General features: G+C 64.9%; 19 protein-coding genes and 1 pseudogene. 8 read left to right on the top strand and 12 right to left on the bottom strand.

The features are described from left to right. Positions 1 to 94 precede the first annotated feature (94 nt). The 5 genes and pseudogenes from THL1_RS20180 to THL1_RS20200 all read right to left on the bottom strand — a co-directional run bounded on the left by THL1_RS20180 (position 95) and on the right by THL1_RS20200 (position 5123). Positions 95 to 1060: pseudogene (locus THL1_RS20180) on the bottom strand (group II intron maturase-specific domain-containing protein). 507 nt (positions 1061 to 1567) lie between these two features. Continuing rightward, positions 1568 to 2881, bottom strand: a complete 1314-nt coding sequence (locus THL1_RS20185; RefSeq protein ID WP_069084899.1) for an OprO/OprP family phosphate-selective porin — start codon at positions 2879 to 2881, stop codon at positions 1568 to 1570. Positions 2882 to 3163: 282 nt separating this feature from the next. Then, complete coding sequence (locus THL1_RS20190) at positions 3164 to 3397, bottom strand: zf-HC2 domain-containing protein (RefSeq protein WP_069084900.1); 234 nt, start codon at positions 3395 to 3397, stop codon at positions 3164 to 3166. Next, complete coding sequence (locus THL1_RS20195) at positions 3391 to 4002, bottom strand: RNA polymerase sigma factor (RefSeq protein ID WP_069084901.1); 612 nt, start codon at positions 4000 to 4002, stop codon at positions 3391 to 3393. Before THL1_RS20195 ends, THL1_RS20190 begins: the two co-directional genes overlap by 7 nt. After that, positions 4002 to 5123 (bottom strand): beta-ketoacyl-ACP synthase III, encoded by a 1122-nt coding sequence (locus THL1_RS20200; protein WP_069084902.1) that lies wholly within the window; start codon positions 5121 to 5123, stop codon positions 4002 to 4004. Before THL1_RS20200 ends, THL1_RS20195 begins: the two co-directional genes overlap by 1 nt. Before the next feature lie 399 nt (positions 5124 to 5522). Between THL1_RS20200 and THL1_RS20205 the strand changes: the two genes are divergently transcribed. Next, entirely contained in the window at positions 5523 to 5957 is a 435-nt protein-coding gene (locus tag THL1_RS20205; RefSeq protein ID WP_069084903.1) for an HIT family protein, read from the top strand. 99 nt (positions 5958 to 6056) lie between these two features. On the opposite strand, the gene THL1_RS20210 is transcribed toward THL1_RS20205, so the two are convergent. The 4 genes from THL1_RS20210 to fadD2 all read right to left on the bottom strand — a co-directional run bounded on the left by THL1_RS20210 (position 6057) and on the right by fadD2 (position 14612). After that, positions 6057 to 6584 (bottom strand): DUF3087 domain-containing protein, encoded by a 528-nt coding sequence (locus THL1_RS20210; RefSeq protein WP_069084904.1) that lies wholly within the window; start codon positions 6582 to 6584, stop codon positions 6057 to 6059. Between the two features lie 17 nt (positions 6585 to 6601). After that, entirely contained in the window at positions 6602 to 10615 is a 4014-nt protein-coding gene (hrpA, locus tag THL1_RS20215; RefSeq protein ID WP_069084905.1) for an ATP-dependent RNA helicase HrpA, read from the bottom strand. A 257-nt stretch (positions 10616 to 10872) separates the two neighbouring features. Continuing rightward, the gene (fadD1, locus tag THL1_RS20220) at positions 10873 to 12579 is read right to left on the bottom strand and encodes a long-chain-fatty-acid--CoA ligase FadD1 (protein WP_069084906.1); all 1707 of its coding nucleotides are present in this window, start codon (positions 12577 to 12579) and stop codon (positions 10873 to 10875) included. A 344-nt stretch (positions 12580 to 12923) separates the two neighbouring features. Continuing rightward, positions 12924 to 14612, bottom strand: a complete 1689-nt coding sequence (gene fadD2 / locus THL1_RS20225) for a long-chain-fatty-acid--CoA ligase FadD2 (protein WP_069084907.1) — start codon at positions 14610 to 14612, stop codon at positions 12924 to 12926. 184 nt (positions 14613 to 14796) lie between these two features. Between fadD2 and THL1_RS20230 the strand changes: the two genes are divergently transcribed. The 3 genes from THL1_RS20230 (at position 14797) to THL1_RS20240 (ending at position 17025) form a co-directional block, all read left to right on the top strand. Beyond that, positions 14797 to 15534 carry a substrate-binding periplasmic protein gene (locus THL1_RS20230; protein ID WP_069084908.1) on the top strand — a complete coding sequence of 246 codons (738 nt, stop codon included), beginning with the start codon at positions 14797 to 14799 and terminating at the stop codon, positions 15532 to 15534. 64 nt (positions 15535 to 15598) lie between these two features. After that, on the top strand, positions 15599 to 16558 hold the full coding sequence (locus THL1_RS20235) for an alpha/beta hydrolase (RefSeq protein WP_069084909.1): 960 nt from the start codon (positions 15599 to 15601) through the stop codon (positions 16556 to 16558). Further along, positions 16555 to 17025 carry a MaoC family dehydratase gene (locus tag THL1_RS20240; RefSeq protein ID WP_069084910.1) on the top strand — a complete coding sequence of 157 codons (471 nt, stop codon included), beginning with the start codon at positions 16555 to 16557 and terminating at the stop codon, positions 17023 to 17025. The genes THL1_RS20235 and THL1_RS20240 overlap by 4 nt, the downstream gene beginning before the upstream one ends. 127 nt (positions 17026 to 17152) lie before the next feature. Here the strand turns inward: THL1_RS20240 and THL1_RS20245 are convergent, their stop codons facing one another. Genes THL1_RS20245 through THL1_RS20255 form a run of 3 tightly spaced genes read right to left on the bottom strand, consistent with a single transcriptional unit; the run spans position 17153 to position 20200 of the window. Further along, positions 17153 to 18007: an HlyD family secretion protein gene (locus tag THL1_RS20245; RefSeq protein WP_069084911.1), complete on the bottom strand. Its 855-nt coding sequence runs from the start codon at positions 18005 to 18007 to the stop codon at positions 17153 to 17155. An 11-nt stretch (positions 18008 to 18018) separates the two neighbouring features. After that, positions 18019 to 18225: a DUF1656 domain-containing protein gene (locus tag THL1_RS20250; RefSeq protein ID WP_069084912.1), complete on the bottom strand. Its 207-nt coding sequence runs from the start codon at positions 18223 to 18225 to the stop codon at positions 18019 to 18021. Further along, positions 18212 to 20200: an FUSC family protein gene (locus tag THL1_RS20255; RefSeq protein ID WP_069084913.1), complete on the bottom strand. Its 1989-nt coding sequence runs from the start codon at positions 20198 to 20200 to the stop codon at positions 18212 to 18214. The genes THL1_RS20250 and THL1_RS20255 overlap by 14 nt, the downstream gene beginning before the upstream one ends. Before the next feature lie 184 nt (positions 20201 to 20384). On the opposite strand from THL1_RS20255, the gene THL1_RS20260 reads away from it, so the two are divergent. From THL1_RS20260 to THL1_RS20275, 4 genes are read left to right on the top strand one after another with little or no spacing between them, the layout of a single operon-like run. Then, positions 20385 to 21032, top strand: a complete 648-nt coding sequence (locus tag THL1_RS20260) for a TetR/AcrR family transcriptional regulator (protein ID WP_069084914.1) — start codon at positions 20385 to 20387, stop codon at positions 21030 to 21032. Next, complete coding sequence (locus THL1_RS20265; protein ID WP_069084915.1) at positions 21029 to 21991, top strand: HlyD family secretion protein; 963 nt, start codon at positions 21029 to 21031, stop codon at positions 21989 to 21991. The genes THL1_RS20260 and THL1_RS20265 overlap by 4 nt, the downstream gene beginning before the upstream one ends. Then, entirely contained in the window at positions 21978 to 22925 is a 948-nt protein-coding gene (locus THL1_RS20270; protein ID WP_145928350.1) for an ABC transporter ATP-binding protein, read from the top strand. The genes THL1_RS20265 and THL1_RS20270 overlap by 14 nt, the downstream gene beginning before the upstream one ends. Then, the gene (locus THL1_RS20275; protein WP_069084916.1) at positions 22922 to 24001 is read left to right on the top strand and encodes an ABC transporter permease; all 1080 of its coding nucleotides are present in this window, start codon (positions 22922 to 22924) and stop codon (positions 23999 to 24001) included. The genes THL1_RS20270 and THL1_RS20275 overlap by 4 nt, the downstream gene beginning before the upstream one ends. Positions 24002 to 24037: the final 36 nt, after the last annotated feature.

The raw sequence follows: 24037 nt of genomic DNA on the forward strand, positions 1-24037 counted from the left end.
CTCAAAATCGGCATAGGGGACGGCCTTCACAGGCCGTTCCCCTGCCACACCACCCGGCATGCGGGTCCGCACCGGGCGGTTCGAGAGATTGAGGTTAGGAGAGGCGTGGCACGCCGAGACGGTCAAAGTAGGCAATCGTCAGTACGCGGTGTACGGCGGAAAGGCTGTTATGCCACCAGCGGCGGCTCAGCGCTGCTACCGACTGCGCCACCCGGCGGGTGGCTCCAAGCCGGAGCAGCTCCCGGTAGGTCGTCTTGCCACGACGCCAGTGCTTGAGGTGCAGGGCTCGCTGACGGCGGCGTACCCACTCGTCCAGCTCTCGCCAGATGCGGGGGGTTTGGGCCAGCCCGAAATACCCTTTCCATCCCAAGAGGTAGCTGCGCAGTTTCCCCACCACGTCGGCAAGGCTGCGGCCACCGGATCGGCGAGTCAGTTGCCGGACCCGTTGCTTGAGCGTTTACCGCGCCTTCGTCGACACCCCGCGCCGAACCTCGTCATTCGAGGCCAACCAGAGGGCATAACCGAGGAACTTGCGGCCAAACACGCTGACCACCGCACTCTTGCTCTCATTGACACTCAAGTGCAGTCGTCCATCCACCACGATTCGCCGCCCTGAAGCGACATACCGCTGCGCCGCGAGAATCGCGCCGTGGGCGTTACGACCCGGACGGAAACCGTAGCTGTGCTCACTGAAGGTGGGATCGAGGAGCGGCTGTAAGTCTTGCAGCAGTGCTTGCTGGATCAGGCGGTCGGTGACCGTCGGAATACCCAGCTCGCGCTCGCCACCGTCCGGCTTGGGAATCACCACGCGGCGGACCGGGCTGGGCCGGTACACTCCTGACAACAATTGCTGGCGAACCCCGGCCCACTCGGTCAGCAGGTGTTCGGCCGTCTGCTCAATGTCCAGACCGTCGACTCCCGCCGCCCCTTTGTTGGCCTTGACGCGCTTCCACGCGCGTTGCAGGTTGCCTCTCGCAAAGGCGCGTTGCAGCAGCCCTTGCCCTGCGCTTTCGGGATCACCTTGCGGGCGCAATGCCTCGTCGCTGACGGAGCGATTCACGGCTTCACCGTTTCTCGTCGGCGTCCGCCCCGCGTTTGGCGGGCATCTGACTTCCGGTCATGTCGCATCAAGATGGCCTATGGCGCTCTCTCTCGTTCGGCCCTTCGTCGAAAAAAACGACTACTACGGCCTCTGCTGACTTCTCGCTCCGGCTGGCGCCGTCGCCCTTTCAGGCATGAGGCGAGATCTCCCCAGGTAAGGACGCACTCCTTCACTGCACAACCGCCGGATTTACGCCACTTCGCCTTGGCCACGAGAGCTTCGCGGCTTCTTGCCCGCTCGCCCTGCTCGGCAGCGCCTTGTATCCGGTTCTTGTCCATCGGCTCGCAGTTTCGCTCCACGCTTCCTCCCCACGGTCGGTCGCCCTTCCGCAGTTGCGCTTCGCTTCGTTCGCTGTGGCCAGCTCACGGGAGGACTTACACCTCCAAGAGTGCGCCCATGCTGGGCGCACAAAAAAAAGCCCCGCCAGATGGCGGGGCCCAAGAAAGGAGCGGAACGCGTGTCGTCTTAGAACACGTACTGGGCACGGAAGACCATGCCGTCGCCGTCGTCGTCGCCGACAGCGTTGGTGGCGTTGTCCACCTTGCTCTTGACGAAGTAGCCGCTGAGCTTGACGGCTTCGTTGGCGTACCAGTTCACACCAAGGTTGTGCACCTTGGCTTCAACGTCGTCGCGAGTGGCGAAGGCGCCGTTGTCGTCTTCAGCGCTGATGTTGTCGTAGCGGTAGAACACTTCCCAGGCGCCGAGGCTCTTGTTGGCCGGCTTGATCTTGTCGAACTTGCCGAGCTTGTAGTCGCGGGCTTCGCCGGTCAGGGTGTAGGCAACCTGCACGTAGTAGCCGTCCGCTTCGATGTCCTGGCGGTTGACAGCCTTGGCTTCGACTTCGCGTTTCAGGTATTCGCTCTGGATGGAGAGCGGGCCGGTGGCGAAGGCGGCTTCCAGGCCCCAGGTGCTGTCGTTGTCGTAAGCGCCGACCGGGGTGTTGTTGGCACCGGCCAGAACCAGGCGGTTGCCGTTGGCGCCGGCGTCCTGGCCACCGTCGGTGCTCACACCGCGGATGCCCAGACGGCTGCGGATACGGCCGTCGAAGGAAGTGTCTTGCAGGTCGCGGGCAGCATAGTTGACGCCAAAGTGCAGGACATTGCCGGCTTCGTGCATGGGCGCGAACACACCGCGCAGGTTGAACTGCTTGACGCTGTCGCCGTCTTCGTCGCGGTTGGTGGCGTCGTTGGCCATGAGGCCAGCGGAGCCGTACAGGGAAGCGCCGTAGGTGCCGGATACCTGTACGCCCATGCCGCCGTTGTGGGCGTTGACATAGTCAGCCAGGTCGTAGGCAGCGGTACGCTCCTGGGCGGTGACCCACTTGGAGCTGGTGGCTTTTTCCAGACCGAAGTCGGGGTCGAAGCGGCCCATCTTGATCACAACCGGCTGGAAGCCGGTGTAGGCGATCGAGGCTTCGTCGAAGTAGCCGTCGTCAGCCTTGGCATCGCCACCGGCGTTGTGGGAGAAGTCGTAGTTGATCTGGTAGGCCCAGTCGCTGAAGGCAACACCGCCCAGTTCCAGGAAGGCACGACGGAAGTAACCGGCATCAGCGGTGTCACCGTTCACGGTGTAGAAGCCATCGAAGCGGCTGTAGTCAGCCTGCAGGCGACCGCCGAGCTTGAAGCTGAAAGCCTTGTCGGTGGTACCGACTTCCAGGCCGCCTTTGGTCTTGACGACGATATCGGCCCCGTCAGTGGTAACGGTACCGGCGAAAGCCTGGGCGGAAATGGCCAGAGCCATGGCGCTGGCGGCAAAACCGGCGAAGTGCTTACGGATCATCGAAGGGTTCCCCTATTGGTCTTTAGCGTTAGAAAACACTCGAGCGGTGGGCTCGTCGGTGCTGGAGGGGAATCTTGGCGGCGGGTTATTTCAGCTCAGTTGCTTATATATAAATATTTTGTGACAGAGGAACTTTTTTACTTCGAATATTTATAAGTCACGAACCGCTCTGGCACGCGGCTTACAGCCGTTCCAGACAGGCCAGCCGGATGAAATGGAAAGCAAAGGGGCGGCTTGCGAATTCGTTGATTCGCGACTACCAGGGGCAGGAGGAGCAGGCTGCTAGCGCAATTCGCGACGCTGCTGCGCCATCTGTGCGGACAGGTCATCCACTTCGGCGCCCTGACCGTCCGGCATAAGCCGGACTACGGCCTGGGTCAGCTTCATCTGCTTGATGAAGCGTCGGCAGTTGCGGCAAAGCATGAGATGACGGCGCACGGCCATGCGCTCGCGGAAACTCAGTTCGCCGTCGAGTAGATCACTGGAACGGGCAACCAGCTCCTTGCAGCTCAGCATTGGCCTGTCTCCTCGAAATGTTCCAGCGTGGCGAACAGTTTCAGGCGTCCACGGTGCAGCAGCACCCGGACATTGGAGAGCGAAATCTCCAATACATTACAGATCTCCTCCAGCTCCAGGCCCTGGCGCTCGCGCAGCAGGACGACGCCGCGTTGCATGTCCGAGAGGCTGAGCAGGGTCTTCTCCAGGCACTCACGCAGTTCCTCTTCGGTCAAGAGGGCCTCGGGCGAGTCTTCGTGCCAGGCGGGAACCGTGGCGGCCCAGTGGCCGTCCTCGGCAAAACGTGCTTCGCCCACCGTCCCGTGAGGCGCCGCCAGGTCGTCGAGCAGGACTTCGCGGCGGCTCTGCTTGAGCCGGCTGCGCGCAGTATTGGCGACGATGGTCAGCAGCCAGGTCTTGAGGCTGGAACGCTGCTGGAACCCATCCAGGTTACGCACCACGGCCAGCCAGGCGTCCTGTACCACTTCGTCGACATGACGCTGGCCCGCGATGGCATAGGCCACCGCGCGCATGGCGCCCTGGTAGGCGCCGATCAGCTCGCGAAATGCCGCCTGCTCCCCGGCCAGGAGCCGGGGCAGCAGGTCGGCATCGGCCGGCTGGTTCATCACCGTTTGCGCAGGATCACACTGCCGATGGAATAACCGGCACCGAAGGAGCTGAGCACACCCAGCGACCCGCTGGGCAGGTCGTCCTGATGCTTGTGGAAAGCGATCACCGAGCCGGCGGAGCTGGTATTGGCGTAGGTGTCGAGGATCACCGGCGCCTCGTCCGGCTCGGCTTCGCGCCCCAGCAGCTTGCGGGCTATCAGCAGGTTCATGTTGAGGTTGGCCTGGTGCAGCCAGAAGCGCTTCACGTCGCTGACGTTGAGCGTGTTCTCTTGCAGGTGGGCGGCGATCAGCTCGGCCACCATCGGGCAGACATCCTTGAAGACCTTGCGGCCTTCCTGCACGAACAGCTTGTCGCGGCTGCCCACGCCTTCTTCCGCCGCGCGGTTGAGGAAGCCGAAGTTGTTGCGGATGTTGTTGGAGAACTGGGTCAGCAGCTTGGTGCCAACCACGTCGAACTGGTGCCTGGAAGTGGCCTGGTCGGCGCGCTCGATGATCACCGCGGTGGCGGCGTCACCGAAAATGAAGTGGCTGTCACGGTCACGGAAGTTCAGGTGGCCGGTGCAGATTTCCGGGTTGACCATCAATATGGCGCGCGCCTGGCCGGTCTGGACCGCGTTGGTGGCGGCCTGGATGCCGAAGGTGGCCGAGGAACAGGCAACGTTCATGTCGTAACCGAAGCCGTTGATGCCCAGGGCGGCCTGCACCTCGATAGCCACGGCCGGGTAGGCACGCTGCAAGTTGGAGCAGGCGACGATCACGCCGTCGATATCGGCCGGAGTCTTGCCAGCACGCTCCAGAGCCTGCTTTGCAGCGGCCACGGCCATCTCGCAGAGGATGCCCCAGTCATCGTTGGAGCGTTCCGGAATGCGCGGCACCATGCGCTGGGGATCGAGGATGCCGTCCTTATCCACCACGAAACGGCTCTTGATGCCGGACGCCTTCTCGATGAACGCGACGCTGGATTCGGCCAGGGCTTCGATCTCGCCGCGCTCGATTGCGGCGGCGTTTTCCGCGTTGAAGGCCTGGACGTAGGCATTGAAGGAGGCCACCAACTCTTCGTTGGAGATGCTATTGGGCGGGGTGTACAGGCCGGTGCCACTGATCACGACGTTGTGCACGGTCGATCCTCTCGATACTGGGCCGCTCGCTCGAACGGCCGGTTTAGGCAGTCAGCCGCCGGCCCTTGCGGACCCACGGCGGAAATGGTCGTCCCGCCAGGCGGGATGGAATAGCGAACAGGGCGGAGCCGGTCCTCTTCGCGGGTGCTCCACTGCTTATACAGATGCGAAGGGTAACGCCAGAAACGGCCGCTGGCGACGGGGACTTGTGCCAGAACGTCGGCAAAAATGCAGAACCACTGGTCCACTTTCGACCCTGTGAACACTAGACGTTCACAGACGCTTCCGCTCGCCTGTTCACACCAGATGATGGGGGTTGTCACAGCGTTCCGGGGTTTCGTCACGACTCATCGGGCGCTATGGTGCGCAACTCGCAATCGGTCAAATGGAGAATGCTCGATGAGCTTGCACGGCACCTACGACCCGCAGAACGTCTTCGCCCAGATCATTCGCGGCGAAGCCCCCTGCTACAAACTCTTCGAGGACGAAGATGTGCTCGCCTTCCTCGATATCTTCCCGCAGTCGTTCGGCCACACCCTGGTGATCCCCAAGCGCTCCGCCGCACGCAACATCCTGGAAATCGAGGCCGACGCCCTGGCCAAGGTGATGGCCGTGGTGCAGCGGCTGACCCATGTGCTGGTCAAGGAACTGGAGCCGGCCGGCGTGCAGGTCGCGCAATTCAACGGCGCGCCCGCAGGCCAGACGGTCTTCCATATTCACATGCACATCGTGCCGCGCTTCGAAGGCGAATCGCTGGGCATCCACGCCAGCAAGAAGGCCGATCCGAACGAGCTGGAAGCCCTCCAGGCACGCCTGCTGAAACACCTGCAATAGCTAACGGTTGGCGTAGGGTGGAAGTCGCTTTCTACTTCCACCCAGTCGCTCCGTATTGATGCAGGGCGCGGCGACACCCGGCGGCCCGTGGTCGGGTCGCTATTTGCCGTACCCCTTCACCGCGTCCAGCCAGGCCGGGTCCAGGCGGTTCTGCTCCACCTCCAACCCCAGCGCTTGCATGGTTTCGCGGTGCTGGTCGATCTCGCACACATGGTGGCTGAGGTCGGCGCTGTTGCCGTCCAGCTGGTGCATCTGGGTCAGGCCCAGGTGGTAGAAGCGCAACAGCTTCATCGCCGCCGGGTCTTGCGCGGTGACGCCCGCCTTGACCTTGTGCATGACGTTGGTAACGCGCATCAGGTTGCGTTTGAGCTGCCAGCCGTAAACGGCCGGGGCCATCCACGGGCGCGGCCAGAACTGGAAGCGCACCACGGCGACGGTGAGCGCCAGCCCGGCCAGCACACCGATCAGGTTCCAGCGGAAGTTGTCGCCACCGGGCGTGCCGAACAGCTGCACGCAGAAGGTGGAGAACAACAGCGCCAGAACGATGAACAGGCCGGCGATGACCAGGGTGATGCGCCGGGTCTGCTTGCGGTACTGCTCCGGGTTCATGGGACGGATTTCGAACATCGCGTGCACTCCCTCAATCAGGCCTCGACCTGAGTCCATTGCTTGTTCAGTCGCTTGTCGGAAACCGGCATGCGCGTCCCCAACTGCTGGGCGAACAGCGAGACGCGGTATTCCTCCAGCATCCAGCGATAGAGCACCAGCTCCGGATCGCGCTTGCCCTCCTGGGCATGCTTGGCCAGGCGCGCCTGGTACTGCTCCCAGTAACCCGCCAGTTCGCCGGACCAGACGCGGTCGCGCTGCAATTGCGCGGCGATCTTGTCGAAGCGCTGTTCGATGGCCTTGAGGTAGCGCGGCAGTTCCTTCAGCCACTCGGCCGGGGTTTCACGGACGAATCCCGGGTAGACCAGATTGCCCAGCTGCGCCTTGATGTCGTTCAGGGCCACCGCCTGGGCCAGGTCGATGCGTCCCTTGAAGCGCTTCTGCAGGGCATGCCAGAGCTTGAGGATATCCAGGGTCAGGCGCGCCAGGCGCTCGGCATGCTCGGCCCAGGCACCGCGCTTCTTCTCGGCGAGGGAAGCCAGTGCCGCGCCATCGCGAGGCAGGCTGGCTTCGCCGTCGAGGATACAGCTGTCCAGGCTGGCCAGGAGGATGTCTTCCACCAGCGCATCGACGCGGCCCATGTCGCGGTAGAGCAGACCCAGGTCGGTGAGGCCCGGTAGCTTGCCGCGCAGGAACTTGGCGGTGTCCGCCAGTTGCTGCAGCAGCAGGCGCTGCAGGGCGCGACGGTGTTGCCAGTCAGCTTCGGCCTGGGTCGGGAAGCGGCTTTCCTTGACGCTACCGCCCTCCTCCACCAGCGCCGGGTAGACGGTCATGGAGAGGCCGGCGACCTTTTGCTGGGTCTTTTCCGCGACCTGGGCGAAGCCCGAGGCTTGTACCGGTTTCTGTTCCTGCTGCGCCTGCGGGATGGCCAGGGCTGCCTGGCTGGCTTCGGCGAAGCGCGCGGTGATTTCGGTCAGGTCGCGGCCTTCGCCAAGGAACTTGCCACGGGCATCCACCACTTCCAGGTTCATCTTCAGGTGGTTTTCCAGCTGGGCGGCCGCCTCGATCCAGGACTCTTCCGGCACACGGGCGCCGGTCATACGCTGTAGCTCGCGGCCCAGGGCCTCAGGCAGCGAGCCCTGGGCGAACACCAGTTTGGCCAGCGCGGCCTTCACGAAATCCGGTACCGGCACGAAGTTCTTGCGGATGACCTTGGGCAGGTTGCGCACCAGGGCCACACACTTGGCTTCGAGCAAGCCCGGAACCAACCACTCCAGCCGCTCCGGCGGTAGTTGCGGCAACAGCGGCGCGGGCACCCGCAGGGTCACGCCGTCGCGCGGGTGCCCCGGTTCGAAGTGATAGGTCAGCGGCAACTGCAGTTCGCCCAGACGCAGTTTGTCCGGGTACTGCGCGGCAGTGACCTCGCTGGCTTCGCGGGCCAGCACATCTTCTTCGCGCATGATCAGCAGGTCGGGATTGCTGGCCCGTTCGCGCTCGTACCACTTCTCGAAGCTGGCGGTCTGGTAGATGTCCTCCGGCAGGCGCGCCGCGTAATAGGCGAACAGGGTTTCCTCGTCAGCCAGGATGTCGCGGCGACGAGCCTTGGCTTCCAGTTCGTCGAGCCGTTCCAGCAATTGGCGATTGGCCGTCAGGCACTTCGCCTTGCTGTGGATTTCGCCACGCACCAGGCCTTCGCGGATGAACAGCTCGCGGGAGACCTCGGGGTCCACCGGACCGTAGTGCACCGCGCGGCGGCCAACGATGATCAGGCCGTAGAGGGTGATCTGCTCGAAGGCCACCACCTGGCCCCGGCGTTTTTCCCAATGGGGCTCCAGGTGGTTCTTCTTCACCAGGTGGCCGGCCAGGGGCTCCAGCCAGTCCGGTTCGATCTTGGCCACCATGCGGGCGAACAGCTTGGTGGTTTCCACCAGTTCGGCCGCCATGATCCACTGTGGGCGCTTCTTCGCGATGGCGGTGCCGGGGTGAATCCAGAAACGCCGCTGGCGCGCGCCGAGGTAGTCGCCCTCTTCGGTTTTCTGGCCGATCTGGCTGAGCAGACCACAAAGAATCGCCTTGTGCACCTTGGCGTAGTCGATGCTGCGCTGTTGCTGTTCGGCCTTGTCAGTTGCGGCCTGAACGGACTGCCTCGCAGCAGCATGGGTATCGCTACGCTCCACCCATCCTACCTGCGGCTTGGACTTGCCTCCGTCCGGGAACAGTTTCAGTTCGCGGCAGATCAGCACCAGCTGGCGGTGCGCATCGCGCCATTCGCGCAGGCGCAGGTAGTTGAGGAAGTTCTTCCGGCACCAGGTACGCAGGGCGTTGGAGCCCAGCGCCTGGCGCTGTTCCTCGAAGCCGCGCCAGAGGTTGATCAGCGCGGCGAAGTCGGAATCCACATCCTTCCATTGGGCATGGGCCTGGTCGGCGGCCTGCTGGCGATCCATCGGGCGTTCGCGCGGGTCCTGCACGGAGAGTGCGGCCGCCACGATCAGGACCTCGTCGAGACTGCCCTGGCGGCCACCTTCGAGCACCATGCGGCCCAGGCGCGGGTCGATGGGCAGGCGCGCGAGCTGGCGACCAATGGGGGTGAGCTGGCCCTCGCGATTCACCGCCGAGAGTTCCTGCAGCAGGGTGAAACCGTCCTTGATCGCCTTGCCGTCCGGCGGCTCGATGAAGGGGAAGGCCTCGATATCACCCAGGCGCAGGTGCAGCATCTGCAGAATCACCGCCGCCAGGTTGGTGCGCAGGATCTCCGGGTCGGTGAAGGTCGGACGGGAGAGGAAATCGTCCTCGCTGTAGAGGCGCACGCAGATGCCCGGCTCAACCCGGCCGCAACGGCCCTTGCGCTGGTTGGCGCTGGCCTGGGACACGGCTTCCACCGGCAGTCGCTGAACCTTGGCGCGGTAGCTGTAACGGCTGATGCGCGCGGTGCCGCTGTCGATCACGTAGCGGATGCCCGGCACCGTCAGCGAGGTTTCCGCGACGTTGGTGGAGAGCACGATCTTGCGGCCCGGCATCGGCTGGAAAATCTTCTGCTGCTCGGCGGGCGTCAGACGCGCGTATAGAGGCAGCACTTCGGTGTGTTTGAGCTGGGCCTTGCGCAACACCTCGGCGCAGTCGCGGATTTCCCGCTCGCCGGGGAGGAACACCAGCACATCGCCGGGGCGCTTGCCCGCTTCGCGCTCAAAGGCGGCGATCTCGTCCAGGGCGCGGAGGATGCCCTGGTCCACGGAGAGGTCGTCGAACAGCGCTTCGCCGTCTTCGTCCACCTCGGCGGCCAGCGGCCGGTACCAGGTGTCCACCGGGTAGGTACGGCCGGAAACCTCAATGATCGGCGCGTCGCCGAAATGTTTCGAGAAGCGCTCCAGGTCGATGGTGGCCGAGGTGATGATCAGTTTGAGGTCGGGGCGGCGCGGCAGCAGGGTCTTGAGGTAGCCGAGCAGGAAGTCGATGTTCAGGCTGCGCTCATGGGCTTCGTCGACGATCAGGGTGTCGTAGCGTTCGAGGAAGCGGTCGTGCTGGGTTTCGGCCAGCAGGATGCCGTCGGTCATCAGCTTGATCAGGCTGCGCTCGTTGGACTGGTCCTCGAAGCGCACCTGGTAGCCCACCAGTTCGCCCAGCGGGCTGCCAATCTCTTCCGCCACGCGGGTCGCCACGCTGCGTGCCGCCAGCCGACGCGGCTGGGTGTGGCCGATCAGTCCGTGGCTGCCGCGGCCAATCTCCAGGCAGATCTTCGGCAACTGGGTGGTCTTGCCGGAGCCGGTTTCGCCGGCAATCACCAGCACCTGGTGCTTTTCCAGCGCGGCCTTGATCTCGTCGCGCTTGGCGGCAATGGGCAGGGCGTCGTCATAGCGCATCGCCGGCACGCTGGCGCGCCGCGCCTCGACCCGCGCTATCGAGGCCTGGAAGCGCTCGGCCCACTGCGCCAGCTTCGCGGCATCCGGCTTCTTGTGCAGCTCATGAAGCTGCCGGCGCAGGCGATGGCGGTCGGCACCCATGGCCTGGTCGATACGTTGCAGGAGTTGTTCGGGGCTGGGGGATTGCTCGCTCATCGGGTCCGCTGATTCTGCTGTCGTTTTCGGCAAGGGCGGAATTGTCGCAGATTTCCCCCGACGCGGGCTCGGGCCTGTGGGGCGAATTCATTCGCCAAGCAGTGCGTAGGATGGGTAGAGCTTGCGAAACCCATCAACCGTGGTCCGGCATGGGTTTCGTGCCTCAACCCATCCTACGGCTCTTTCGCGAATGAATTCGCTCCCACAGAAACGACAAGGCCCCGCGAGTGCGGGGCCTTGTCCAGGGCGTCGCGGGATCAGGCCTGGGCCTTCTCCTGCTTCGCCTTGAGCTTCTTCAGCTCTTCGTCGCGCAGTTCGCGGCGCAGGATCTTGCCAACGTTGGTGGTCGGCAGCGCGTCGCGGAACTCGACGGCGCGCGGCACCTTGTAGCCGGTGAGGTTGCCGCGCATATGCTCCATCACCTGCTCCTTGGTCAGGCTGACGCCGGGCTTGGCGACCACGAACATCTTGATGGCCTCGCCGGATTTCTCGTCCGGCACACCGATGGCGGCGCATTGCAGCACGCCCGGCAGGGTCGCCAGCACGTCTTCCAGCTCGTTCGGGTACACGTTGAAGCCGGAGACCAGGATCATGTCCTTCTTGCGGTCGACGATGCGCATGAAGCCGTCGTCCTGGATCACCGCGACATCACCGGTCTTCAGCCAGCCATCGGCGTCGAGGATTTCGTCGGTGGCTTCCTGGCGCTGCCAGTAGCCCTTCATCACCTGCGGGCCCTTCACGCACAGCTCGCCGGGAGCGCCCAGGCCAACGTCCTTGCCCTCGTCATCCACCACCTTGCACTGGGTGGAAGGCACCGGGATGCCGATGGTGCCGATCTGGTTGTTCTCGAAGAGGTTCACCGATACCACCGGGCTGGTCTCGGTCATGCCATAGCCTTCGCAGATGGCGCAGCCGGTGACCTGTTCCCAGCGCTCGGCGGTGGCCTGTTGCAGGGCCATGCCGCCGGAGAAGGTGGCCTTCAGCGAGGAGAAGTCCAGCTTGCGGAAGTCCTCGTTGTTGCACAGGGCCACGAACAGAGTGTTCAGGCCAACGAAGCCGGTGAACTTGAACTTCGCCAGCTCCTTGGTCATGGCCGGGAGGTCGCGCGGGTTGGAGATGAGGATGTTGTGGCCGCCGATCAGCATCATCGCCATGCAATGGAAGGTGAAGGCGTAGATGTGATAGAGCGGCAGCGGAGCGATGAGGATCTCGTTGCCCGCTTCCATGTTGGCGCCCATCAGCGCCTTGACCTGGAGCATGTTGGCCACGAGGTTGCGGTGGGTCAGCATTGCGCCCTTGGCCACCCCTGTGGTGCCGCCGGTGTACTGCAGCACGGCAATATCGCCGCTCTGCGGAGTGACTTCCTTCACGGCGCGGCCGCGGCCCTTGGCCAGGGCGTCGTTGAGCTTGACCGACAGTGGCAGGCTGAAGGGCGGCACCATCTTCTTCACGTGCTTGATCACGGCATTGACCAGCAAGCGCTTGAAGGTGGGCAGCAGGTCGCCCACTTCGGTGACGATGACGTGCTTCACGCCGGTCTTGGGCAGCACTTCCTCAGCCAGGTGGGCCATGTTTGCCAGACAGACCAGCGCCTTGGCGCCGGAGTCGTTGAACTGGTGCTCCATTTCCCGCGCGGTGTACAGCGGGTTGGTGTTGACCACGATCAGGCCGGCGCGCATGGCACCGAATACCACCACGGGATACTGGAGAATGTTGGGCAGTTGCACGGCGATGCGGTCGCCGGGCTTGAGGTCAGTGTGGTTCTGCAAGTAGGCGGCGAAGGCACCGGACAACTCGAACAGCTCACCGTAGGTGAGGGTCTTGCCCAGGTTGCTGAATGCAGGCTTGTCGGCAAAGCGTTGGCAGGACTCCTTCAATACCGCCTGAACATTGGGGTATTGATCGGCGTTGATCTCGGCAGGAACGCCCGCTGGATACTTGTCCTTCCAGAAGTTATCGGTCATGGAAGCCCACTCCTAAGCAACAGCTGATTTCACTGCCCTCGAGGGCAGTTGTTTGTTGTGTTCTGTGCAATTGTGCGCCCGAACGGGCAAAAAAACGCGCCGAGAGTAGCAGCTTTAAAAGAGGCCCACCAGCACCAAACCAGCCCCATCCAGTCAAATTAATGACCAAAACAGCTGCATTCAGTCACATTTGGAGTCCAGACTCTAAATTACCGACAAACGGCGCAGGACGGGGCTTTCGCGGGTCATGGGGCAGGTGCCAGGCGGAGCGGGAGGGGAATTCGAGGCGTAATTCAAGGAGAAGGCGCGCGGGCAGGACGGAGGCCCCGCCCTGCCCTTTCCGGTCAGGCGATGTCGCGCAATTCGCGACGCAGGATCTTGCCCACCGGCGTCATCGGCAAGGCATCTTTCAGCACGATGTGCTTGGGCACTTTGTAGCCGGTGAAGTTTTCCTTGCAGTAGGCCTTCAGCTCCTCGACGCTGACGCCGCCATCGCGGGCGACGACGAAGAGTTTCACCGCCTCGCCGGACCTCTCGTCCGGCACACCAATGGCCGCGCAGCTGGCGACCTTCGGGTGGGCCATGACCACGTCCTCGATCTCGTTCGGGTAGACGTTGAAGCCGGACACGATGATCAGGTCCTTCTTGCGGTCGACGATGCGCACGTAGCCGTCCGGATCGATCACGGCGATATCGCCGGTCTTCAACCAGCCCTCGGCATCCAGCACCTCGGCGGTGGCCTCAGGACGCTGCCAGTAGCCCTTCATCACCTGCGGGCCCTTGATGCACAGTTCGCCGCGCTCGCCCAGCGGCAGTTCGTTGCTCGCATCGTCGATGGTCTTGAACGCGGTCCCCGGTACCGGAATGCCCACGGTGCCCAGGCGCGCCTGGCTGCCATAGGGGTTGGTGCTGGCCACGGGCGAGGTTTCAGTCAGGCCGTAACCTTCCACCACTGAGCAGCCGGTGAGGGACTGCCAGCGTTCGGCGGTGGCCTTGACCAGCGCGGTGCCGCCGGAATTGGTGACCTTGAGGTTGGAGAAGTCGAGGTGCTTGAACTCGGGGTGGTCCATCAGCGCCACGAACAGGGTGTTCAGGCCCAGCAGCGCGGAGAAGCGCCACTTCTTCAGCTCCTTGATGAAGCCGCCGATGTCACGCGGGTTGGTGATGAGGATGTTGTGGTTGCCGTTGACCATCATGCACATGCAATTCGCGGTGAAGGCATAGATGTGGTACAGCGGCAGCGGCGCGATCATGATCTCCTGGCCCTGCTTCATCAGTGGCGCACCGTCAGGGCCGAGCTGCGACAGGCAGGCGTCCACCTGCTGCATGTTGGCCACCAGGTTGCCGTGGGTCAGCATCGCACCCTTGGCCACGCCCGTGGTGCCGCCGGTGTACTGCAACACCGCGACATCGTCCAGCCCGACCCGCACCGGTTTCAGTGCATGGCCCTGCCCCTGCTTCAGCGTGTCCTTGAAGGACACGGCCTGGGGCAGGTGGTAGTCGGGAACCATCTTCTTCAGCGTCTTCACCACAGTGTTGACCAGCCAGCCCTTGAGGCTCGGCAGCAGGTCACCCATGCGGGCTTCGATCAGGTATTCGATCTCGGTGTCGGGCAGCACCTCTTCGACCAGTTTGCCGAACAGGTTGATGTAGACAAGTGCGCGCACCCCGGCGTCCTTGAACTGGTGACGCATCTCGCGGGCGGTGTACAGCGGGTTGGTGTTGACCACGATGAGCCCGGCACGCAGTGCACCGAACACGGCGATGGGGTACTGCAGGACGTTGGGCATCTGCACGGCGATACGGTCACCGGGCACAAGATCGGTGTTCTTCTGCAGGTAGGCAGCGAAGGCGGCGGACAGGCGATCCAGCTCGGCGTAAGTCAGGGTCACGCCCAGGTTGCTGAAGGCCGGGCGGTCGGCGAACTTCTTGCAGGATCGCTCGAAGACCTCGATCACCGACTTGTAGGCGGCCAGATCGATTTGGTTGGGCACGCCGGCCGGGCGTTTGTCGCTCCAGAAATCAGGTTGCATTGTTCTTATCCTCTAAGCCCTGAAATAGTCTGGCCCGCGCTGCGGGGCTGCCCGGAACTTAGCAGCTCCCTGGCATGGCGCAAATATGCGACCGGCGTCATTGACCACGTGAATCTTGCCGATAGTCCAGTTAGATTCGCCTAGCATCAGAACAAGAACATGACATCCGGATTACCTATTGCCCATGCGTTTCCCTCCGGCCCTGTGGGCACTGCTGTCCTTCCTGCTCCTCAGTTGTGGCGTCCGCGCCGACCTCCGCCTGGCGACCCTGGAATATCCCCCCTACTGCTCGCAGCACCTGCCGCAAGGCGGCAGCATCGTCGAACTCACCACTCGCGCCTTCGCTACCCAGGGCTACAAGGTCCAGGTGGACTTCCTCCCCTGGGCCCGTGTCCGCGCCGCCCTGCACAACGGCCACTACCAGGGCGCCCTGGCGCTCTGGCCGCGGGAGGTGATCGAGGAGAACCTGTACGCCTCGCGCCCGCTCTTCTACAGCGAACTGGGATTCTTCGTGCGCAAGGACACGCCGGTCAGGTTCAACGACCTCGCTGAACTCAAGGGGCGCAAGGTCGGCGTGGTCAGGGGCTACGGCTACCCGGACAGCGTGATGCGCTCAGGATTCAGCGCCGAGGAAGCGGTGGACGACATTTCCAACCTGCGCAAGCTGGAAGCCCGGCGCTTCGACCTGGTGCTGCTGGAGCGCGCAGTGGGCGAGTACCTGATTGCCACGGACGAGCAGTTGCGAGGCAAACTCCAGTGGCAGTCCCCTGCCCTGGAACGCATTCCGCTGCTGGCGGGATTCACCGCGCCGCGCCCCGCCCAGCCCGACTGGGCGCAGGTCTACGAGAACGGGCTCAAGGCCCTGCTGGCCAGCGGCGAATATACCCGTATCCTCGAACGCCAGAATATCCCGCCCCGCTGAGCAGGCTTTGCGCCACCTCCGCGCCCGTGCACAATGCGCCGATTCTCCGGCAAAAGGATCGGCCATGCGCCACGACGCCTTCTGGCTCGACGCCAGCGATGAAGTGCCCCTGTACGTCAATCACTGGTCCGGCGAGGCGTCGCCCCGCGCGGTGGTCATGCTGTCCCACGGCATGGCCGAGCACAGCGGACGCTATGCCCGACTGGGCAAGGCGCTGGTAGCCGCCGGCTTCGAGCTCTATGCCCTCGATCAGCGCGGCCACGGGCGCAGCGCCGAGCATGGCGTCCTCGGCCAGTACGCCGCGGACGATGGCTGGAACAGGGTGATCTGCGACCTCGCCAGCCTCAACCACCACATTCGCCAGCAGCACCCGCAGGCGCCCATCTTCCTGTTGGGCCACAGCATGGGCAGCTATATCGGCCAGGCCTACCTGATGCAGCACAGCTGCAGCCTGCAGGGCGCCATCCTCTCGGGCTCCAATTACCAGCCGGTGGCGCTGTACAAGATGGCCGCACTGGTCGCCCGCCTGGAGCGCTGGCGCCAGGGCAAGGACGGCCGCAGCGCAGTGATCGAGTTTCTCTCCTTCGGCTCCTTCAACAAGGCCTTCAAACCCAACCGCACGGCGTTCGACTGGCTCAGCCGCGACCCGGCGGAAGTGGACAAGTACGTCAACGACCCGCTCTGCGGCTTCCGTTGCACCAACCAGCTGTGGCTCGACCTGCTCGGCGGGCTTCAGACCATCACCCCGCCGAAGAACCTGGCGCAGATCGACCCCGACCTGCCGCTGCTGGTGATCGGCGGCGAACGCGACCCGGTCAGCGACGGCCGGCGTCTCCAGGACCTGGCCAACGCCCTGCGCCTGGCCGGTATCAAGGACGTGCAACTGAACCTCTACGCCAACGCCCGTCACGAGCTGCTCAACGAGAGCAACCGCGACGAGGTGACCCGCGACCTGATCGACTGGCTGGAGCGGGCCCTTGCCCACAGCCGGCACCACCCAACGCAAGCCAAGGAGACCACATGAGCCAGGTAACCAACTTCACCTACGACGCCCTGGAAGTTGGCCAGAAAGCCACCTTCACCACCACCGTCGAAGAGCGCCACATCCAGCTGTTCGCTGCCGTCTCCGGCGACCGCAACCCGGTGCACTTGGACGCCGAATACGCCGCCGGCACGATGTTCAAGGAGCGTATCGCGCACGGCATGTTCACCGGCGCCCTGATCAGCGCCGCCATCGCCTGCGAGATGCCAGGTCCGGGCAGCATTTACCTCGGCCAACAACTCAAGTTCACCCGTCCGGTGAAGCTGGGCGACAGCCTGACCGTGGAACTGGAAATCCTCGAGAAGCTGCCGAAGAACCGCGTGCGTATCGCTACCCGCGTGTTCAACCAGAACTCGGACCAAGTGGTGGACGGCGAAGCCGAAGTGCTGGCGCCCAAGCAGCAGCTGTCGGTGGAACTGCCGGAACTGCCGCCGATCACCATCGGCTGAGGTTCAGCAGGTTTGAAAGAGCCCGGATGAATCCGGGCTTTTTTGTGGGGCGAATTCATTCGCCAAGCAGGGCGCAGCCCTGCCGTAGGTTGGTCCGAGGAACGAGGCCCAACGACTCAGCCCTGCCCTACTCCGCCACCGTCACGCTCGCGGTCATCCCGGCGCTGAGGGTCACGTCGTCCGGCACCTTGTCCAGCTTGATCCGCACCGGAATCCGCTGGGCCAGGCGCACCCAGTTGAAGGTGGGCTCGACATTGGCCAGCAACTGGGCATCCGGGCTGGCGTTACGGTCGGTGATGCCCCGGCTGATGCTTTCCACCTTGCCGGCCAGCGGCTCGCCCGCGCTCATCAGCCAGACCTTCACGGGGGCACCGACCCTGATGCGGGGCAGCTTGGTTTCCTCGAAGTAGGCCTGGACATAGAAGGACCCATCGTCCACCAGCGCCATGACCGGCTGGCCGGCGCCCACATAGTTGCCTTGAGCCAATCGCAGGTTGGTGACCTGCCCGCTGCGTGGCGCACGTAGTTCGCTACGGGTGAGGTTCAGCTCGGCCACCTTGACTTCCGCCTGGGCTTCACGGAATTCGGCGCGGGCCACTTCCGCGGTGATCAGGGCGTTTTCCCGCAGCTCCGCACTGATGGCCTGGGGCCCCAGATGCTCGCGGCGCGAGGCTTCGTGTTCGCGAAGGCGCAATTGATGCTGGCGCGTGTCAGCCACCGCGCGGGCCTTTTCCAGGGCAGCCTGGTAGCGCTCGCGGTCGATGCTCAGCAGCACGTCACCCGCCTTCACCTGCTGGTTGTCCTGGACCTTGAGATCCATCACCCAGCCGGACACGTCCGGCGAAATCACCACCACGTCGGCGCGCACTCGCGCGTCTCGGGTCCAGGGGGCAAGCATGTAGTGCTGCCAGAGACCATAGCCGGCCACAAGGGCCATCACGACCAGGGCAAGGGTTACCAGCACGCGCAGCATGGAACGCATCATTTTCTCCTTCACCAGTGCCCGGTCAGCGCGACGAGCGCGGCCAGCACACAGACATACAGGGCACAATCGAACAGCGCTTCGTGCCAGATCCAGCGCGTCAGCCCGATACGCGCCAGGCCGAAGCGCAGCACGCCGGTCACCAGCAGCGCCAGCAGTGCATAAAGCAGAAAGGGGCTGAGCAACACGCCGCCCAGGGACCATTCACGCAAGCCCATGGCTCGCCTCCTGTTGTTCACACCATTGCCGCCAGCTTTGCTGCAATTGCAGCAGCGCCGCCAGGGCCAGACGGCGGTCGATGCTGCGCCCCGCCCCACGCAGGGCGTCCAGCAATTCGCTGGCGGGTTCATCGAGAGCCTGGGCACGGCCCGGCGCCGGGCCTTGCAACACAATGCGCTCCAGTTGCCGCAGGAAGCGGCCCTCCGAGGCACCCAGCGGTTTGTCGGCCGCCGCCAGGCAACGCCGCAGGTGCAACAGTTCATCGCCCAGGTCGAGGCTGGCGATGCCATCGTCCCAGCGGCTGCGGCTCTGTTCCGGCAGCACCGGATACAGCCGCGCCAACTGCAACAAGCGGTCGGCCATGCGCCCGCCGAACCAGTTCTCCGCACCGGTGAGGCTCACGCCAGTCAGGCGCGCCAGGTCCGCCAGGGTGGCCTTGAGCAGGCGCCGGCCATGCCAGATCGGATTGCGCAGCGGAATCAGGCGGAATGAAAGCACCGCGAAGCCCACTCCCAGCAGCATGGAAATCGCTTCGTTGAAGAACAGTCCGACATCGAAACGTATAAGGTTCTGCGGCGCACACAGCACGATGAAATGCAGGCAGAAGGACGTTGCCGTCGCCCCCAGGGCAGGTTTGGCCATCCCCAGGGCACCGAAGAACAGCGGCACGCCCAGGGCCATGCAAAGCATCGGGAAGCCGCTGAGCTGTGGCAATAGCACCTGGCCGACGACGAAAGCCACCGGCAGCGCATAGACGATGCCACGCAGGAAGAGGATGCCGATCTGCTCGGCGTTTTCACGGCTGGCGAACAGGCCACAGATCACGCAGGTCAGCGTCAGGGCGCCGACCGCCGAGGTCCAGGCGGTGGCCAGCCAGAAGGCCGAAAGCCCGAGGAACGCCAGGGCACTGCGCAGGCCGTAAATGGCGGCCGTCTGCACATCGCGATGGGCCGACAGCGGCGGCGGAGCGTCCGGTGGCGCTTCACCACGCTCCACCGCATGCATGCTGCCCACAGCCGATGCGGCCTGGCGCATGAGAACGGCCATGCGCCCCAGGCAGTATTGCTGGACGGTCGACAGCGACTCGTCTTCGGACGCCAGCAACAGGCGGTCGCGCAGGTTGTCCAGGCGCGGGACATCGGGCTCGGCCAGGGCCTGCTCCACCTCCTCCACCCAGGGCCGCAGGCGCTCGGCCTCACCCTCGCCCAGTTGGCGCCATTGGCGAGCTACACCACGCGCCAGGCGCAACAGGCTGAGCAGATCATGGCTGAGCACACGCAGGGCCATGGCGCGCTGGCGACCGCGATTGCCTTCGAACCAGGCATGTTCGCGCTGAGCATCCACCGCCACGATGCGCCCCAGCACGCCGAGCAGGCCCTGGCGCTCCTGGCGTTCGCTCTTGAGCGCAGAGATCGCGGCTTGCACACCGCACTGCCAGGCGTCCCGCGCCTGGCGGGCCAGCTGGCGTTCCACCCGCTGCGGCCAGAGCAGCGCACTGGTGAGGGTGGCGCAGAGGATGCCGAGGCAGATTTCCGTGGAGCGCGCTACCGCCTGGTCGAACACCGTCAGCGGATGGGCGATGGCGGGCAGGCCGATGATGGCGACCGTGTAGCCGGCCAGCACGAAGGAGTAGGACCAGGCGCTGCGCGTCATGGTGGAAGCGGCGGTACAGATACCCAGCCAGGTGGCCAATGCCAGCAGGAACAGCCAGGGCGTCTGGGCGAACAGCCCGACGATCGTCACTGACATCACCGTGCCCACCAGGGTGCCGAGCAGTCGCGCCAGGCCCTTCTGCACCACCATGCCGGACAGCGGCTGGGCCACGATGAAGGCGGTCATCAGGGCCCACTGCGGTTGTTCCAGGTCGAGACGAAAAGCGCACCAGAGCGCGATGGCGCCACCCAGCAGGGTCTTGATCGCGAACTGCAGCGCCGGAATGTCGGGCGCAAGGAAGGCACGCAAGGTATCTCGCACAGGCAAGGTCCAGATGATCCAGGTAGAGAATGAAGATAGCCCGTCGGAACCGGCGAGCTATACGCAAGGCTTATTATTAGCTTGCTAACATATTATCGTCCAGAGCTGCTCGCACGCTCGTCAGCTTCTCGTTGTTAATTAATTAAATGAGCATTTAAATAAATTCATCCGCATCCGTCCGGAGATGGTTACCGTGACCCGCCCCCGCTCCCCCGGCCGCCCCACCGGCGACTCCCAGCTCCAGCGCGAACGCTTGCTGGACGCCGCCCTCGAGGCCTTCGCTCACGTCGGCATCCAGGCCGCCAGCCTGCGCGGTATCGCCCAGCAGGCCGGCGTGACGCCCGCCCTGGTCAATTACTACTTCGGCAGCAAGGACCGCCTGGTGGATGCCATGGTGGAAGAACGTCTGCTGCCGTTGTTCCAGGCCATGGCCGAGCGCTTGCAGCACGCGGGCGACGACCCGCTGGAACTGGCCAGCGCCTTCGTGCGCGGCATGAGCGCCAACCTCAGCAGGAACCCCTGGCTACCTCCGCTCTGGGTTCGCGAAGTGCTCTGCGAGGGTGGCGTGCTGCGGGAGATGCTCAGCACCCGCTTCGCGCCCATGGTGCCCATGCTGCTGGCCCAGCGCTTTGCCGCAGCCCAGGCGAACGGCCGCCTCAACCCCGATCTCGACCCACGCCTGCTGGTGGTCTCGCTGGTCGGCCTGGTGATGTTGCCCTACGCCGCCGGGACGATCTGGCGCGGCATCTTCGCCAGCCCGGAACTGGGCGACGAAGCCATGACGAAACACATCCTCGCCCTGCTGGAGCGCGGTCTGGAGGTGAAACCATGAAGCGCCTGCTCGCCGGCCTGCTGGCTTGCGCCCTCCTGGCCGGCTGCGAAGACCCGGCCGGGGAACCGCTGCTCGGCACCCTTGAATGGGACCGCATCGGCCTGCCCGCCGAAGCCTCGGAAACCATCCTCGCCTGGCGCGTGGCCGAAGGCGACCCCGTACAGGAAGGCCAACTGCTGCTGGAGCTGGACCCGCGCCGCACTGACGCCCGCGTCAAGGAAGCCGAAGGCGATGTCGGCCAGGCCAAGGCGCGGCTCGACGAACTCAACAATGGCGCCCGCAGCGAAACCCTGGACGCCTCCCGCGCCACCCTCAGCCGTAACCGCGCCGAACTCACCGACGCCGAACGCAACTTCCAACGCATCGCCGCGCTCTACCAGCGCCGCCAGGTGGCCATCGCCGAACTGGACCGTGCTCGCGCCGCCCGCGACCAGGCACGCGCAGCGGTGAACAACGCCGACGCCCAGTTGCGCGAACTCACCAACGGCACCCGCCCGGAACAGATAGAGCAGGCCACTGCGGTGCTCCAGGCCGCCCAGGGCCGCCTGGCGCAGCTGCAGGTCACGCGCGAGCACCTCAGCCTGCGCGCACCCCGCGCCGGCCGGGTGGACGCCCTGCCCTTCAAGCCCGGTGACCAGCCTCCGGTGAACGCCGAGCTGGTCAGCCTGCTGGTGGGTGCATCGCCTTACGCGCGGGTTTACGTGCCGGCCTCGGTGCGCCCGCAGATCGCCATCGGCGATGCGTTGAAAGTGAAGGTGGAAGGCGTCGCCGAGCCCTTCGATGCCACTGTGCGCAGCATCGCCAGCGAATCCAGCTTCACCCCCTACTTCGCCCTGACCGGCGACGACGCCAGCCGCCTGGTCTACCGCGCCGAACTGGTGCTGCAGGGCGAGGCGGCACGCAAGCTGCCCGCCGGCCTGCCGGTGCAGGCGGAGCGAGTGCCCCATGAACAGCCATGACGCGGTGATCCGCGCCAGCGGACTGACCAAGCGTTTCGGCCAGCTCACCGCCGTCGACGGGCTGAACCTGCACGTCAACCGCGCCGAGGTGTTCGGCTTCCTCGGCCCCAACGGCAGCGGCAAGTCCACCACCATCCGCATGCTCTGCGGCCTGTTGCTGCCCAGCGCCGGCGAGATCGAGGTACTCGGCTGCCGCATCCCGCAGGACGCCGAAGCGCTGAAACGGCGCATCGGCTACATGACCCAGAAGTTCTCTCTCTACGAAGACCTGACGGTGAGCGAGAACCTGGAATTCCTCGCCACCGTGCAGGGACTGGACCGCCGCGAAGCGCGCCAGCGCATCGACGAGCTACTGGAACGCTACTGGCTGGCAGACCGTCCCAAGCAGCTCGCCGGCACCCTGAGCGGAGGCCAGAAACAGCGCCTGGCCCTGGCCGGCGCCGTGCTGCACAAGCCCGACCTGCTGCTGCTCGACGAACCCACCAGCGCCGTCGACCCGCAGTCGCGCCGGGAGTTCTGGGACTCGCTGTTCGAGCTGGCCGAAGCCGGCACCACCCTGCTGGTGTCCACCCATTACATGGACGAAGCCGAACGCTGCACCCGCCTCGGCATCCTCGACGCCGGCCGCCTGGTGGCCGACGGCAGCCCCGCCGAACTGATGGCCGCCCTGCCCGGCCGGCCGCTGGTGGTGGAGTGCGCCCAGCCACGCCAGGCCCAGCGCGCCCTGCAAGGCGCCGGGGAAATCATCGCCGTGGCGCAGATCGGCGCCTCGCTGCGGGTGCTCAGCGCCGTCGGCGATGCCCGCGAGCGCATCGCCCGGCACCTCTCCGCCCAAGGCATCGACGCTGAAGTGAAAGACACCGAGGCCAACCTCGAAGACGTGTTCGTCGCCGTCACCCACCGTCCGCTGGAGCGGACCGGAGCGCCGTCATGAACCTGCGCCGCCTGGGCGCCATCGTCCTCAAGGAACTGCGCCAGCTGCGCCGCGATCGCCTCACCTTCGCCATGATCGTCGGCATCCCGATCATGCAGCTGGTGCTCTTCGGCTACGCCATCAACATGGACGTGCGCGGCCTGCACGCCGCCGTGCTGGACCAGGCCGACACGGCCCGCTCCCGCGAGGTGGTGGCCGAACTCGGCGCCAGCCAGGTGCTGGACTTCCGCTACCAGCTCGCCACACCGCAAGAGCTGGACAAGCTGCTGCGCGAAGGCAGCATCAGCGCCGCCCTGGTGGTGCCGTCGGACTTCGAGGCGCGCCTGCAACGCAAGGACCGCCCACCGCTGCAACTGGTGGTGGATGGCTCCGACCAGGTGGTGCAAGCCTCGGCGCGACAGCTGGCGGCCTACCCGCTGCCTGGCTGGCCGAACCTAACCGGCGTGCAGGTGGTGAACTTCTACAACCCGGAACGCCTCGCGCCGCTGAATACCGTGCCGGGGCTGATCGGCGTGATCCTCACCATGACCATGGTGCTGTTCACCGCCATCGCCCTGGTGCGCGAACGGGAACGCGGCAACATGGAGCTCTTGATCACCACGCCGGTTTCACCCTGGGAGCTGACCCTGGGCAAAGTGCTGCCCTTCGTCGGTATCGGCCTGGTGCAGGTGACGGTGATCCTGCTGGTGGGGCTGTGGCTGTTCGAAGTGCCGGTGCGCGGCTCGCTGCTGGAACTCTACGCGGCGTCCCTGGTGTTCATCTTCGCCAGTCTGACCCTGGGGGTGTTCATCTCCACCCTGGCACGCAGCCAGTTCCAGGCGATGCAGATGGCCTTCTTCACCTTCCTGCCGCAGATCCTGCTGTCCGGCTTCATGTTCCCCTTCGCCGGCATGCCGAAGGCGGCACAGTGGATTGCCGAAATCCTGCCGCTGACCCACTTCCTGCGCCTGACCCGCGGCATCATGCTGCGCGGCGCGGGCCTGGCCGACCTCTGGCTGGAGCTGGCGGTGCTGGCGGTGTTCACCCTGGTGATGCTCAGCGTTGCGGTGATGCGGGTGCACAAGCGGCTGGATTGATAAGCGACCACCCGGGGCGCTTCTCTGTAGATCCTA

Origin of the sequence: Pseudomonas sp. TCU-HL1 (genome assembly GCF_001708505.1) — a bacterium.
In the GTDB taxonomy this organism is placed as follows: Bacteria; Pseudomonadota; Gammaproteobacteria; order Pseudomonadales; family Pseudomonadaceae; genus Metapseudomonas.